The organism is Streptomyces sp. NPDC093018, from assembly GCF_040684035.1.
Lineage (GTDB): Bacteria > Actinomycetota > Actinomycetes > Streptomycetales > Streptomycetaceae > Streptomyces > Streptomyces murinus.
Genome location: NZ_JBFBFF010000002.1, coordinates 283,282 through 297,189 on the forward strand (window position 1 = coordinate 283,282; position 13,908 = coordinate 297,189).

General features: G+C 68.3%; 11 protein-coding genes and 1 pseudogene. 7 read left to right on the top strand and 5 right to left on the bottom strand.

All coding sequences use genetic code 11. The features are described from left to right. Positions 1–25: 25 nt before the first annotated feature. Together AB0N90_RS05175 and AB0N90_RS05180 are read right to left on the bottom strand one after the other, a co-directional pair. Positions 26–1,009, bottom strand: a complete 984-nt coding sequence (locus AB0N90_RS05175) for a carbohydrate ABC transporter permease (RefSeq protein WP_365193103.1) — start codon at positions 1,007–1,009, stop codon at positions 26–28. Then, positions 1,006–1,998: an ABC transporter permease subunit gene (locus AB0N90_RS05180; protein WP_365193105.1), complete on the bottom strand. Its 993-nt coding sequence runs from the start codon at positions 1,996–1,998 to the stop codon at positions 1,006–1,008. Before AB0N90_RS05180 ends, AB0N90_RS05175 begins: the two co-directional genes overlap by 4 nt. A gap of 352 nt (positions 1,999–2,350) precedes the next feature. On the opposite strand from AB0N90_RS05180, the gene AB0N90_RS05185 reads away from it, so the two are divergent. The 3 genes from AB0N90_RS05185 to AB0N90_RS05195 all read left to right on the top strand — a co-directional run bounded on the left by AB0N90_RS05185 (position 2,351) and on the right by AB0N90_RS05195 (position 5,699). After that, positions 2,351–3,448 (top strand): substrate-binding domain-containing protein, encoded by a 1,098-nt coding sequence (locus AB0N90_RS05185; protein WP_365193107.1) that lies wholly within the window; start codon positions 2,351–2,353, stop codon positions 3,446–3,448. 767 nt (positions 3,449–4,215) lie between these two features. Continuing rightward, positions 4,216–4,587 (top strand): DUF6083 domain-containing protein, encoded by a 372-nt coding sequence (locus tag AB0N90_RS05190; protein WP_361674641.1) that lies wholly within the window; start codon positions 4,216–4,218, stop codon positions 4,585–4,587. Positions 4,588–5,216: 629 nt separating this feature from the next. Then, on the top strand, positions 5,217–5,699 hold the full coding sequence (locus AB0N90_RS05195) for an SAM-dependent methyltransferase (protein WP_365193109.1): 483 nt from the start codon (positions 5,217–5,219) through the stop codon (positions 5,697–5,699). Between the two features lie 96 nt (positions 5,700–5,795). On the opposite strand, the pseudogene AB0N90_RS05200 reads toward AB0N90_RS05195, so the two are convergent. Beyond that, positions 5,796–6,131, bottom strand: a pseudogene (locus AB0N90_RS05200) (LuxR C-terminal-related transcriptional regulator); the annotation flags it as partial. 626 nt (positions 6,132–6,757) lie between these two features. Here AB0N90_RS05200 and AB0N90_RS05205 point away from each other — a divergent pair. Continuing rightward, the gene (locus tag AB0N90_RS05205; protein WP_365193111.1) at positions 6,758–8,791 is read left to right on the top strand and encodes a TerD family protein; all 2,034 of its coding nucleotides are present in this window, start codon (positions 6,758–6,760) and stop codon (positions 8,789–8,791) included. A 59-nt stretch (positions 8,792–8,850) separates the two neighbouring features. Continuing rightward, a complete protein-coding gene (locus AB0N90_RS05210; protein WP_365193113.1) occupies positions 8,851–9,072 on the top strand; it encodes a hypothetical protein in 222 nt (73 codons plus the stop codon). A gap of 2,465 nt (positions 9,073–11,537) precedes the next feature. On the opposite strand, the gene AB0N90_RS05215 is transcribed toward AB0N90_RS05210, so the two are convergent. Further along, complete coding sequence (locus AB0N90_RS05215; RefSeq protein WP_365193115.1) at positions 11,538–12,086, bottom strand: GNAT family N-acetyltransferase; 549 nt, start codon at positions 12,084–12,086, stop codon at positions 11,538–11,540. After that, entirely contained in the window at positions 12,083–12,856 is a 774-nt protein-coding gene (locus AB0N90_RS05220; protein ID WP_365193116.1) for a GntR family transcriptional regulator, read from the bottom strand. The genes AB0N90_RS05215 and AB0N90_RS05220 overlap by 4 nt, the downstream gene beginning before the upstream one ends. Before the next feature lie 324 nt (positions 12,857–13,180). On the opposite strand from AB0N90_RS05220, the gene AB0N90_RS05225 reads away from it, so the two are divergent. Further along, entirely contained in the window at positions 13,181–13,408 is a 228-nt protein-coding gene (locus AB0N90_RS05225; RefSeq protein ID WP_365193118.1) for a hypothetical protein, read from the top strand. After that, positions 13,405–13,902 (top strand): hypothetical protein, encoded by a 498-nt coding sequence (locus AB0N90_RS05230; protein WP_365193119.1) that lies wholly within the window; start codon positions 13,405–13,407, stop codon positions 13,900–13,902. The genes AB0N90_RS05225 and AB0N90_RS05230 overlap by 4 nt, the downstream gene beginning before the upstream one ends. The last annotated feature ends 6 nt before the right edge of the window (positions 13,903–13,908 follow it).

Here is a 13,908-nt window from a genome sequence, read left to right on the forward strand (position 1 = left end):
GCAGAGCGGAACCGGCCGGCGGGGGTCAGGACTTGACCGCGCCGGTGAGCACGCCCTTGGTGAAGAACCGCTGGACGAAGGGGTAGACGACCAGGACGGGGACGACCGCGACGACGATGGTGGCCATCAGCGTGGTCTGGGAGGTGTCCTGGAGGGCGCTCGCGGTGGTGCCGTTCGCGTCCGCGGTGACCCCCTGGGTGACCAGCAGCCGCAGCAGGGTGCTGAGCGGCCAGCGGCCGGGGTCGTTGAGGTAGAACAGGGCCCGGAAGAAGTCGTTCCAGTAGGTGACGCCGTAGAAGAACCCGACCACCGCGATCACCGACTTGGACAGCGGCAGCACGATCCGCCACAGGACGGTGAACTCGCCGGCCCCGTCCAGCCGGGCCGCCTCGAACAGCTCGCCGGGCAGCCCCTGGAAGAAGCCGCGCAGCACCACCAGGTTGAACACGTCGATGACGACGGGCAGCACCAGCGAGGAGTAGCTGTCGATCAGCCCGAGGTTGTTGACGACCAGATAGGCGGGGATGATCCCGGGCGGGAACAGGAAGGCGATCAGCGTCATCTTCAGCACCCAGCCGCCCCCGATCACCCCGGGCCGGGCCAGGGCGTACGCCAGCAGGACGGTCGCGGTCAGCGACACCGCCGTACCGACCACCACCAGCAGCAGCGACACCACCAGGGCGCGGCCCGCGGTGGAGCCGGTGAGGATCTGGTGGAAGGCGTGCAGGGAGAACTCGCGCGGCCACAGCGAGTAGCCGCCGTCCGCGGTGACCTGGCGGCTGGAGCTGAGGCTGGTGGCCAGCACCACCCAGAAGGGCGCCACCACGGCCACCGTGATCAGCGTCATCGCCAGCACCTTGCCGGCCGTGGTGAGGGCCCTCGGCTTCTCCTGCCAGGCCGGCCGCCGGGCCTTCGTACGACCGCCCGGCATACGCCCGCCCTTCGTGAAACCGTCCTGCGTGCCGCTGTCCTTGGCACGGCGGGTCGCCGCCCCGGTGGCCGGGCTCATCGGTAGACCCCCTGCTCGCCGAGCCGGTGGGCGACCTTGTTCGCGGCGACCACCAGGACCAGGGCGACGACGCCCTTGAACAGTCCCGCGGCCGCGGCGACGGACCAGTCGCCGTTGACGGTGGCGTGGTAGTAGACGTACGTGTCGATCACTTCGGAGACCCGCTGCCCGAACGAGTCGCGCTGGAGCAGCACTTGGTCGAACCCGACGCTGAAGACGGAACCGAGCCGCATGATCAGCACGAGCACCACGACCGGTCGTACGCCGGGCAGGGTGACGTGCCAGAAGCGGCGCCAGGGCCCGGCGCCGTCCATGGCCGCCGACTCGTAGAGCTGCTCGTCCACCTGGAAGAGGGCGGCGGTGAAGATCACCGTGGCCCAGCCGCAGTCCTTCCAGATCAGCTCGGCGACCATCATCGGCTGGAACAGCGAGGGGTCGGTGAACAGGTTCACCACATGGTCGCCGCCGCCGGACAGCAGATTGGTCAGCACACCGGTGGGGCCCACCATCTGCTGGATCAGGGCGATGGCCACGACCCAGGAGACGAAGTGCGGCAGGAACACCACCGACTGCACGAACTTGCGCACCGGCCCGCTCAGCACGCTGTGCAGCAGCAGCGCCACCGCGAGCGGCACCGGGACGAAGAACACCAGCTGGAACAGGGCGAGGCTCACCGTGTGCCACACGGCCCGCCAGAACCCCGGATCACCGAACAGCGTCTGGAAGTTGGAGATCCCGGCCCAGGGGCTGTGGCGCATCCCGAGGAACGGGATGTAGTGCTGGAAGGCGATCACGTTCATGGCGAGGGCGCCGTACTGGAAGATCACGAAGTACAGCACGCCCGGCACCATCATGAGCAGCAGCACCCGGTCCCGCCGCACCCGCTGCCACCGGGACACCGTGTGCCGGGTCGGTGCGGTGGGTGCTTCGGGGGGTGCGTCGGGTCGCTCGGCCGGTGTACTGCCGGGCCGCTGGCCGACCAAAGACACAGGGGCCTCCTTCCAGGGGCGAGGTGGGGCATCGAGGGCGCCGCCGAACACGACGGGATGCCGCAGGGACCTCCGCCGTCCGATGCGGCTTCAGCATCCGGTCAGGTCCGTAACCCGTCAATGAGGTTGTGCGCACTTGGAAGTACTCGGAAGCACCCAAAACCATTCGGTATCCCACTCCCTCCCCACTCACCCCCTATTCCTCCTTTCGATCGCCCGCCACCCCGGCCGTCCTCCTGCCTGCGCCGGGTCACCAGGGGCTGCCCAACTCCCCTTTGGCGCGCTAGGTTTCTTCCGTTCCCAACAGTTCGGAACCCTTTCCATGCCAGCGCCAAGGGAAATGTGACGCGTGATGCTCTCTCCGGACCGGCACGACCTGCTCCTCGCCCATCTGCGGGAGCACGGCTCGGCACGGATCAGCGACCTCGTGGGCCTGCTGGGGGTCTCCGACGTCACGGTGCGACGCGATGTCGAGGCCCTGGAACGCGAGAGTCTGGTACGGCGCTTCCACGGCGGCGTCGCCCTGGACCGCAGGGCCGCGACCGCCGGGCAGGAGCCCGAACGCGCCCCGGACGCACTGCGGTTGGGCCTGCTGCTGCCCAACGGGCCCTATTTCCGTGAGGTGCTGGAGGGGGCCCGCGAGGCGGCGTCGGAACTGAACGCCGAACTGACCCTCGCCTTCTCCGACTACCAGCCCGAACAGGACCTGGTGGCCATCCGCCGCCATCTGGACGACGGCGTCGACGGCCTTCTGCTGGCCCCGCCGACCCTGGAGAACTCCCGCCACACCCGCTTCGAGGAACGCCTGCGCGAGCTGAAGATCCCGGTGGTCCTGGTGGAACGCGAACTGCGCTCCACCACCCTGGTCGACCGCCTGGACCACGTGGTCACCGACCACCAGGCCGGCGCCCGGCTGGCCGTGGAACACCTGGCCCGCCTCGGACACCGCCGGATAGCCCTCATGGTCAAGGACCTGGGCCCCACGGCCCCCGCCGTCCGGCTCGGCCACACCCACGCCCTGCGTGCCCTGGGCCTCGACCAGGACACCCCGGTCCACCTGGTCCCGCAGCGCGAGACCTCCCCGCACACCGAGCAGCGCATCGACGAGGTCCTCGACGACCTGCGCGCCCAGGGCGCCACCGCCGTCCTCGCCCACGGCGACGCGGAGGCCATCGTCCTGCTGCAACTGGCCGCGCAGCGCGGCATCCGCGTCCCCCAGGACCTGGCGATCATCTCCTACGACGACGAGGTCGCCGCCCTGGCCAGCGTCCCCCTGACCGCCGTCGCCCCACCGAAACGCGCCCTGGGCCGCAAGGGCATCGAACTCCTCACCTCCCGCCTCCGCTCCCCCCACCCCCTCCCGGTCCACCACCTGACCCTGCAACCGGCACTGGCGGTACGAGCATCGTGCGGACGGGGCACGGGGGGCCGGGGACGCAGGGGGCACTGAATCGGGGGGCGGTTGGGCGGGGGTGCTGGGCGGGGACCGGTTGTGCGGGGGGTGCTTAGGCGGGGGTGCTGGGCGAGGGTCGGTCGGGCACGGGCGCGCTGGGTAGGAACCGGTCGTGCACGGGGTTGCTGGGCAGGGGGCGGCTGCGCATGGGGTTGCTGGGCAGGGACTGGTTGCGCACGGGGGTGCTGGATGGGAGGGCCGGTTGTGCAGGGGGTTGGGCGATGCTCGGTCGGGCACGGGCGCGCTGGGTAGGAACCGGTCGTGCACGGGGTTACTGGACAGGGGCCGACCGCGCACGGGTTGCTGCGCGGGGACCGGTCGCGCCGGGATTGCCGAAGAGGGTCCGGTCGCGCACGAGTTGCTGGGCAGGATCCAGCCGCGGAGGGGGTTCTGGGCAGGCACTGCCCGCGACCGGTTGCCGGGCAGGCACCCGCCGCACAGGAAACGCTGGACAGAGCCCGGCCGCGCGCGAGTTACCGGACTGGAGCCGTCCGTCCGCGGGTTGCTGGACTGAAGCCGTCCGTCCACGGCCGCGTTCGGATGGAGCCGTCCGTGCGCGGGTTGCTGAACCAGGGGCGGCCTCGGCGCGCCTCCTCCCTCCCGGCGGGGGCCCTCGGGGGCGGGTCTCGGCCGTGGTTCCCCGGGCGGCGGTTGCCGGACGTGGCACCCGGGCCGCCCCTCGACTCCTCGGGACACGCCCGCCCCACGCGTTCCGTCCGACGAGTGCCCTGCGCCGAGGACGTCAGGGTGCCGACCCTCGTCCTATGGGGACTCCGCGTCGGCTCGGCGGCGGGCGATCGCGCTGCCCGCGCTGCGGCCTGCCGCAGGACCGGGTGGCGACGCTCGGACACGAGTGGGTCATGCTGGAACCGGACCTGAGGCCACTGGCCCACGAGGTGCCGCCGGGGCACCGGTGGATCGAGCTGTCCGACGGACGGGTGACCGTCTACGGCGTCTGCCCACCGGATCAATCCCAGCGGTGCCGCGTCGAACACCGCCTCGCTTGCCCGGCCCAGCGCTTGCCGGACCTGTGGCCGTGGCTGACCGACCTGCGGGACGAGAACGCCCGGCAGACAGAAGGGCGGACCGCGCCCGAGCCGGAACCGCCGCCCGAGGAGTGGCCGGACGCCGGTTGACGAACGCGAGAGCAGCCCCCTGTCCTGTTCCTTCAGCGGCGCCGCCGTCCCCCACGGCCGGCCCGCGCGCGCACACGCGTCCCGTCAACGGACGGCTCGGCGGCTTCATCGCGGAGATCGTGCAACGCCGCACCGGCTACGACATGGTGGCCGCCGCCCTGCGCCTGGCCCTGGGCCTGCCCGTCACCGACCCGGACCCGGCCCGGCTGCACGGGAACCGAGTGACCTTCCAGTACCTGCTGGTCCCGCCCACCGGCCCACTGCGTCCCGGCCCGCCCGCGCTCCTCGACGGCCTCGGGGAGCTGCCCGGCGTCGACCCGGCCGACGTCTCCCCGCCCGCCGACTGGCACACCGACCGGCGCCGGGGCACGCTCGGCGCCAGTCGGAACGGTCTACGAATCGGCCGCCGATCACACCGAGTTGAGGGCGCGGATCGGCCAACTCACCGCGCGACTCGACCGGTTCTGGCACGATCCGGACCTACCACGTACCGGCGCGCCACGGCCGATCGATACGGTGGACAACTCGACCGACGCGTCGCCCCTTTGACGCGTCGCCCTTTTGACGCATCGATCTTTTGACGTATCACCCCTTTGACGTATCGACCCTTTGAACGAAAGGCGCTCCTCATGCCCGAGAACAGCACTCCCACCGAGGTGATTTCGATTCCGGTGGGCCGGGTGGTCGGCGGGCGCGCGGAGGTCCGTGACGACGACTGGGGCGGCGAGACGGCGGTCATCCGCCTGGACGCCGACCAGTACGGCCCCGAGGCCGTGGCCGGCCTGGACTCCTTCTCCCACCTTGAGGTCGTCTACCACTTCGACCGCGTGCCCGTGGAGAAGATCGAGACCGGGGCCCGGCACCCGCGCGGCAACACCGACTGGCCGCGCGTCGGCATCTTCGCCCAGCGCGGCAAGAACCGCCCCAACCGGATCGGCGTCTCCCGCTGTCGCCTGATCAAGACCGACGGCCTCGACCTCCACATCCAGGGCCTGGACGCCGTCGACGGCACCCCCGTCCTCGACATCAAGCCCTACATGAGCGAGTTCGGCCCCCAGGGCGACACCACCCAGCCCGACTGGGCCACCACCATCATGCGCGACTACTACTGACCGTACGACGGCCTCCTGCAACGGCTGGAGACCGAGCGCGACGCGGGTGAGTTCCGCCTTGTTGCCGATGCCGAACTCGGATCGCACCCGCTTCACGTACGTGTCCACGGCGTGCCGGCTGATGCCGATGCGCCGGGCCACCTGGCCATGGGTCATCCCCGACGCGATGAACCGGAGCACCTGCTCCTCGCGCGGCGACAGCCCGGCCGACGTCCGGCACGCTCCCACGCCACACCGCTCGGGGAAGCCGTCGGCCGAGGCGAAGACGACCTCGCAGGGCGACTGCGTGGTCAGCAGATGCGTGAGACCCATCAGCACCAGCGGCCGCACCCCACAGATCGCCGTTCTCGCCCCCTGACCGTCGCCCCTCGGAACCGCTTCCGCTCCCGCTCCCGCTCCCGGGCGTTCGAGCGTGACCGTCTCAGTGCTCATCGGCTCCTTCCCCGTAGATCTTGTTGATGCGTTCGATCGCCTCGGCCACCCGCGGCGGTGAAGCAGAGCCGAGCCCAACTGCCTTAGCGCGCCCGGTTCCAGCGGGAACCGCCGAGTTCACCGAGAGCGCGAGGGAGGGAGGGCATGGGAGGGAAACTCCTGACGATGGTGGTGTCGGAAGGGCGCGGGGGCGATGCGTCAGCTGCTGCTGTCACCCAAGGATTCGGGAGCGCTGTCGTGGACGGCACCCCAATGGGTATCCCCGGGCTCCACCCCGGCCACCGACCGGCCCACGCCCCTGCTCCTCGTCATCACTGTCTCCCCATCCCCAGACCACTCCTCCGCCGGAACCACCCCCCGAACAGCCCTCGTTCCACCCCCACCCCCTTCCGAACGCCCTTCCGTCCCCTCAACCCGCCCACCAGGCAGGGCGACAGCGGATGAGACGAGGACGAGAAGGAGTCCCGACCGGTGCGCGAGCAGGCATGCCGACACCTCCATGAATACTGCACAAGTTCCGCACGACTCCTGCAAGAACACTCTGGTGGGCACTACAGTCACCTGGCAGCTGAGGTGTGGGCGCTCTCGTGCTCAGGTCGCATCGCTTTGGGGGATTTGTGCGCGAAATGGTCATGGGCTCGAATGTGTCTCTCGCGGCCCTGAGCGAGCACGCCGATTCGGTGATCGTCCGTCTGGGCTGGGAAAGCCCGACCGGCGAAGGGGACGCCGATGTGTCGGTTCTCCTGCTGGACGGGAACGGCAAGGTCCGCAGTGACACGGACTTCTACTTCTACAACAACCCGGTCGCCGCCGACGGAAGTGTGCAGCTCCTGGGCAAGGCCCCGACGGCGGACGGAAGCGAGGACCGGATCAGCTTCGACCTGACCGCGGTCCCGTCCGAGGTCGTCCGCATGATCGTGGCCGCCAGCCGGTACGAGGGCGCTCGCTTCGGAGAACTGGAAGGCGTACGGCTGTCGTTGGCGGACGGGACCGGTGAGGAACTCCTCCGCTTCGCCATCGACGACGGCGACTCCATGAGTGCGATCATCTTCGGCGAGCTGTACCGGCGCGGGGGCGAGTGGAAGTTCCGCGCCGTCGGCCAGGGCTACGACACGGGCCTCGCCGGTCTGGCCACGGACTTCGGCGTGGACATCGAGGACGACGCGGCGGCAGCGGAACCACAGGACGACGTCGGCATCGACGACCGGCCGAACACGGCGGCAGCGGCACCGACCGACCTGCCGACGTCACAAGCAACCCTGGCTGCCGTCCCCGCTCCTCGTCGATCCGGCGACGAGGCCGAGCCGAGGCAGCCGACCGGACGACCTCGTACCGCCAAGAAGAGGGTCACCCTGCCCAAGGCGGCGAAGAAGACGCTGGCGGAGAACGAGTCGTGGCGGGAGGCCAGGCTCTTCCCGGTGTCGGCACTCAAGAGTGACCGGGACCGTGAGACGCGCGCGACCTCGGTGCTGCTGTCGGTCATGGCACAGGTGCCGGAGTTCGGCAGGAGCCTCACCGCGGCGTTCGGAGCGCCGGCCGGCCGGATGGAGACCTTCACCGAGGTCACCCTTCCCCACGGCGACAGCCCGCGCCGCCCCGACGGAGTGATCCGTGTCGAGCGGGCCGGCAAGCTGTGGACGGCGCTGGTCGAGACGAAGACCAACGGCAACGCGCTCAAGGCCGATCAGGTGCAGGCCTACATGGACATCGCCGCGCGCCGCGGCTACGAAGCCGTGATCACGCTGTCGAACGACGTCGCCCTGGAGGGCAGCCCGCTTGTCGAGGTGAAGATCGACGGACGGCGCAAGCACAAGGTGGCTCTCTGGCACCTCTCATGGGCGGAAGTGGCCCATCAGGCCCAGGTACTGATCCGGCATGAGGGCGTCGGCAACGCGGCACACGCCTGGCTCCTCCAGGAACTGCTGCACTACTTGCAGCACGAGAACTCCGGCTGCCACGGCTTCCAGAACATGGGCCCGGCCTGGGTCCCGGTACGCAACGGAATCGACGACGAGACCCTCTGCCAGGGAGACCCGCGCGCACTGGAGGTGGTGGAGAGCTGGGAGCGGCTCATCCGCCAGGTCTGCCTCCGGCTGGGCGGCGAACTGGGCCAGAAGGTACTGCCCGTCCAGCGCGCGAGACGTGGAATCGACCCGAAGGCACGACGGGACCGCCTCGCCGATCAGCTCTGCCTCGACGGCAGGCTCCAGGCCGAGCTGCGCATCGAGGGAACACCGGGCGTCCTGGCGATCAGCGCCGACCTGCGCACAGGCAGGCTGCGCACCTCCATAGAGATCCCCGCACCCGAACAGGGATACCCCCTGTCCTGGGCGAAACGTCTCGTCCGCCGCCTGGCCGACGCCCCGGCGGACCTCCACATCGAGACCCTCCTCGAAGGACAGACAGCCGGCCCCCGCGGAACCCTCGAACGCCTCCGCCCCGAACCGGCCGACATGCTCCCCAAATCCAACACCACCCAGATCCAGGCCTTCCGCCTCTCCCTCTTCAAAAACATGGGCAGCACCCGCGGCAACGCCGAATCCGGCTTCATCCGCAGCGTCAACGACGCCATCCACCGCTTCTACACCACGGTGGCGGTCCACTTGGACCCGACGACACCTCACCGCTCATTGTCCAAGCCGGGCTCAACGAGGGCCTGATACTTACCGACCATGAGTCTCCCCAAGTCGGACGAAAGCCCCTTAGGGGCAGCCTCGCAATGATCGAAAAGCTGAGTCAGTCGCGACGAAGTGCATTCATCAACTTGTGGAAACAGCACGGGAACAGTTTTGCCGACGTCCAGGCCGTGGAAGACGCCCACGTCACCGATGTCGAAGACGGGCAGCGGTACGTCGCCAACCGGCGTATCGAGGATCTTTGCCCAGGGGGCTTGGTGTTTCGGCTCCTCTTATGCGGAGCGAACGGCTCGTTGCCGGTCTGAGCCGAGTTGATGTTCAAGGTTCTCCCGTGCTCTGTCGAGAGCTGAGGCTATCTCCGGGATGCCTTTCGGCAGTGCCATCTGTGCTTGAGAATACTCATTCGCCCATGCTTCTTTGGCGGTTTCGAGGGCGGCCGTTTCTACGTTTTCACCGCGCTCGGCGGCTCGAACAGCATCCCGAGCCGTGGTGTTCACACGGGCATGGAGATCACGCCGAGCTTGCTGCACTCTGTCGTCACGCTCCTGCACGCGTTGGAGTCCCCCAAGGCGTTTCGCTCGGTTGCCCGGTACTGGCGACGCAGCCTCGACATCTCACCGCCGCCGCGCCGCTACGAGCGGCACAAGCCCGCACAAACGCGAAAACCCCGACCTCAGCGTCTCCGCTGATGACGGGGTTTTCAGGCACCAATCCAAGGTGCCCCCGGCAGGATTCGAACCTGCGCACACGGCTCCGGAGCACATGCAGTGTTGGGCTTGTGAATGGGTCCTGACCAGCGGGTTTATTGATCGCGGGCGGTCCCGATGCCTTCCTGTATCGCAGATAGTGCGCAGAAGAGTGCAGCACGGGGCGCGCTGGGTTGCTAGCGCTAGCAACAAGGGTCGCTAGCGCTAGCAACCTCGCTAGCGACCCAAACAGGCAGTGACCAGCGTGCTAGCGACTAGCAACCGATCCGCGATGATGCCGCAACCGGCTCGCTGGAGCCGTTGGAGGCTCTCACCGCAGCCGCTAGCGGGCCGGCCCCCGGCCGTTCTTGGGTCGCTGTGGTGAAGAGCAGTGAGGACTGCCCTGCCGGGCGGCCGGCTCTCAGGCGCCTCAGCGCTCCGGGAGTTCGCGCCAGACGGCGACTGCGGCAGGCTTTCGGGGTTCCGTTTACGCGGGGAGGCCCCCAGGGAGGCGCCGGGGAGGCGGGGAGTTCTCCCTGAGTGCCTCCCCGGCCTGCCTCCCTGTATCTGAGCTGCACAGATAAACGACCAGGGATGCGGGGAGGCGTGCAGGTCAACCCCCGTGAAACCCCCTCCAGCGGTCTCCCGGCAGAGGGTGTGTCTGCCTCCCTGAAGCCCAATCACCGGCATTCCGCTTACGCCTGCCGGTAGAGGGGGGCTCTACCTGGACCGTCAGAGGCGGGCCGCCCGTCCCGGCCTTGAGCTGTCGTCCGGACCGCCCCTGGGTAGAGAGGGGCCTTTACCTCGGTAGTGGGGCGGGTAGCGCCCTCTGACCTGCGAGGTAAGGGCGGTAGAGGGGGTTGGAGTGCTCCCTTCCTGAGGATCCGCCACGTCCGCCACGCCCCCAGGTAAAAGCAGGAGGGACCGGCCTGCGGCCGGGCGACCATCGGACGCCTCGGAATGTGGGAGCTCCCGCCGGGCGCGCGTCTGCGGGCCCCTCCTCCAGAGGCCGCTACATCCGCTACCGCCGCTACCGTGCAGGTCAGAGGCATGGTCGAGGTAGCGGGATGGGGTAGCGGTAGCGGCTACCACCCCGGCGTGAGTTCGCTCCACAATGCTGAAAACCGCGACTCATCGCGACTCAGGCGTCTCACCGCAGGTCAGAGGTGGTGCCACTGAGTACGCCTGAGCCCGCATCGCGACTCAGGCCTTGACTCAACCCCTGCGCCGTCCTGGTAACGACAGCTCTTCAGGAGGGGGCGGTCTGGCCGGCGCCCTCCCTCACCCCCTCTGAAGAGCGGCTTTTACCTTGCGGGGCCCCGGGGGTAACAGCCGTCTGCACGTCTGCGGCTGGAACGGCCGTGCAAGCAAGAGGAGCACCACCGGCCGGGCGTGCTCCTCTTGCTGTTCGGCGCGTGCGCCGCCCCGAGGTCGTGCCGCGTAGCGGCTCCTTCTTCACGTTCTGAGCGGGGCTGCACTACTACAGACACCCCCTCTTTTTTTCCTAAGTAGAGAAGCTCTGCGTCACCGCGTCACCGGATCATGAAAAACATCCTTTGACCTGCGCATACAGGGGTGACGCAGACGGCGGATTCTGCGTCATCGCTGCGTCACCTGCGTCACTGGTGACGGACGCCTGCGTCACCGGTGACGCATCCCTGAGACCCTGCGTCACGCGAAAAGTGCAGGTCAGAAGGGTTGGGTGTCGCAGGTGACGCGGTGACGCAGAATTCCGGACCTCGGACAGGTGCGGGGTCCCGACGAACCCAATGGAGGTGAAGGCAGGACACCACCCCGGCGCCCGGCAGGGGTGGTGTCTTCGTGGTCCTGAGTCGCGATGCGGGCTCAGGCGCGCTCAAGGGCACCCCTTCTGACCTGCGGTGAGACGCTTGAGTCGCGATGAGTCGCGGTTTTCAGCATTGTGGAGCGAACTCACGCCGGGGTGGTAGCCGCTACCGCTACCCCATCCCGCTACCTCGACCATGCCTCTGACCTGCACGGTAGCGGCGGTAGCGGATGTAGCGGCCCCTGGAGAAGGCGGCCAGGATCATCAACCAGTGTGAAGCCGGGGGGCGCTCCTACCGCTACGGAGTGGGCGTCTCGTCCACGAATTCATGGTTGGCCGGGTAGGTGGCGCGCTGAGCAAGCCAACCCGAGACACGTGGCCCGCCGTTCACGGCGTTGCCCTCCCGCACGGTGCGCACGTGCTCAAAGCCCTGACCCAGGTAGTAGCGCTGTAGTGCCTCGTTCGTCGTCCAAGCATCAAGCCTGAGCCACTTCAATGAGGCTCGGAAAGCCCTGTCGCCCGCCCAATCGATCAGTCGTCCGCCCATGTTCTGACCAGCGTGTGTTCGAGCAACCGTCAGCTTGTTGATGAAGAGCGATGGTTCGCTCAACTCCTGCTCACTCCACAGACCCTCTTCCGCATCGGTAGTGAGGGTGATGGTGGCCGCCGTCACGTCTCCGTCTCGCACCATGAACACGGTGCCGGATTCGATCGTCGACAAGAGGCGATCAGCCGGATACGGACGGCTCCACTGGTCAGACCCCAGTTCACGGAGCCAACCAGCGGCCTCCTGCCGGAAGGCGAGCAACTTGGGCAAGTCATCCGGCAGGGCAAGAGTGATCTTCACTGAGGCTCGTTCTCACTTCTGGCGGACAGGTCGCCGATTTCGTAGTTCATCCGGTTCAGGTCACCCCTGAAGGTGGTGACCGTGCATCGAATGGGCCGCTCCTCCGAGTAGCCCGTCCGCGTCCACAGCAGCACCGGTACCCCTGCCCCAATCTCCAGCAAACGGGCTTCATCCGGCGTTGGCATACGCGTAGCAATCTCGTCGTAGAAGCCCACTTGTTCGATCCCGAGACCAGCCATGTATCGGGTCGTCCCTTCGGCGATATCGCCAGGTTCCGTGAGTCGTGGCGCCTCCGAGATGAGCCACTCTGGGTAGTGCGTTGCCTGCGTCGACCAGGGCACGTCATCGACGAAGCGATGGCAAAAGCGGAGTACAGCGGTGGATCCCTTCTCCACCTTCAGCCTGGCCGCGATGTAGTCCGGCGCGGGCGTCATCTCGACCCGGAAAGTCTGATGCGGCCGGCGCCCCGCGTTCGTGACGTCCGTGCTGTAGGCGTCACCGTTCTGCGGGAAGTTCAGGTTCTCGAAGCGAGAGGCATTCAGCTCGAACACCTCGTGCTTTCGCACCTCGTAGCCAAGTCCCTGGCTCGACGAGATCAGACCTTCGCTGGCCAGCAGTTTCAGCCCCGCCCGCACAGTGTTCCTTGACGCGTCGAAGCGCGCCTGAAGGTCACTCTCCGAGGGGAGGCGGGCCCCCGGCGGATACGTGCCGCCCGCGATGTCGCGACGCAGGACATCGGCCACCTGGTGGTACTTCGGCTGCTTACTCATGGGTCCATCATGACGCACTCGGTCAACTTGTTGGTACATGCCGTGCCAACCCTCTTGACGCCTCACGCTCCGTCGGTGCAGCATCACTACATCAGCTTGTACCAACAAGTTGAGCAGGTGGTTCAACGCCCCTGGCGTGACCACTTGTGCCCATGAAGAAAGCCCCGGCAGCACGCCGGGGCCCCATCAGGGAGCGGCTCCCTACCGCCAAGCAGATTGCCGCTCCCCGACCCTCGAAGGGGTATCTCCATGATGCCTGGAACCATCGCGGAACGTTGTGCCGAAGCGGAGGGCGCTCTCCCGACCTTCGCTGAGCTGCTGGGGATGCTGACCTACAGCCCGTCCCTGCTGTTACTGGGTGACGACGTGGACAACCCGGCGGTCCTGCGGGAGTCCGCCGTCATCGCGCTGGCCGACTCGCAGGACTGGGAGCGGGAGGCGTGGGCCGGGATGGCGCTGGACGTCCTGACCGGTCGTACCCCGAGTGTGCTGGCCGACTTCGTGGCCCGGCTGGGTGCCGCCGTCTCCCGGACCTTCGGGGTGACGGCATGACGTCGACCATCGTGGACGTCCGTGATCTGACGGGTGCGGAGCGGGCCGTGGCGCTGTACGCGTCGGACATGCCGAACGGGCGCCGCCACTATACGAAGGAGCAGTTCACCGCCTGGATCATGCAGGGTGCGGAGCGGCTGGGTGTGGAGGAGATGCGGCGCCGGGCGCTGTACTTCCGTGGGTGGCGACTGCTGGACATGCACGGTCTGCTGACCGCGCAGATCCAGGCCCGTCACGAGCAGCGCTTCCCCCAGCGCTACCGCCTGATCCGGTCCGACCAGGGCGGGGCGCTCACCGTCTCCACCGACGGCACGACCAAGACGGCGCTGGCGCGCAACGGCCTGGTCGACCTGGACGGCGACTGCCCGTGTGAGGGCACGGGTGGGATCGCTGCCTGGGATGATGACGCGGGCGCGTGGCACGAGATCCTGTGCCCGGTCCACCGCCGGGCCGAGATCGACGCGTACCGCCGCGCCGCCCTGGCGGTCCGCTGATGACCA

Excerpts from the sequence above, each read along its gene's own strand:
- AB0N90_RS05225 (WP_365193118.1), top strand. The coding sequence starts at position 13,181 with ATGCTGACCTACAGCCCGTCCCTGCTGTTACTGGGTGACGACGTGGAC.
- AB0N90_RS05175 (WP_365193103.1), bottom strand. The coding sequence starts at position 1,009 with ATGAGCCCGGCCACCGGGGCGGCGACCCGCCGTGCCAAGGACAGCGGC.
- AB0N90_RS05185 (WP_365193107.1), top strand. The coding sequence starts at position 2,351 with ATGCTCTCTCCGGACCGGCACGACCTGCTCCTCGCCCATCTGCGGGAG.
- AB0N90_RS05210 (WP_365193113.1), top strand. The coding sequence starts at position 8,851 with ATGATCGAAAAGCTGAGTCAGTCGCGACGAAGTGCATTCATCAACTTG.
- AB0N90_RS05190 (WP_361674641.1), top strand. The coding sequence starts at position 4,216 with ATGGGGACTCCGCGTCGGCTCGGCGGCGGGCGATCGCGCTGCCCGCGC.
- AB0N90_RS05205 (WP_365193111.1), top strand. The coding sequence starts at position 6,758 with ATGGTCATGGGCTCGAATGTGTCTCTCGCGGCCCTGAGCGAGCACGCC.
- AB0N90_RS05195 (WP_365193109.1), top strand. The coding sequence starts at position 5,217 with ATGCCCGAGAACAGCACTCCCACCGAGGTGATTTCGATTCCGGTGGGC.
- AB0N90_RS05220 (WP_365193116.1), bottom strand. The coding sequence starts at position 12,856 with ATGAGTAAGCAGCCGAAGTACCACCAGGTGGCCGATGTCCTGCGTCGC.
- AB0N90_RS05230 (WP_365193119.1), top strand. The coding sequence starts at position 13,405 with ATGACGTCGACCATCGTGGACGTCCGTGATCTGACGGGTGCGGAGCGG.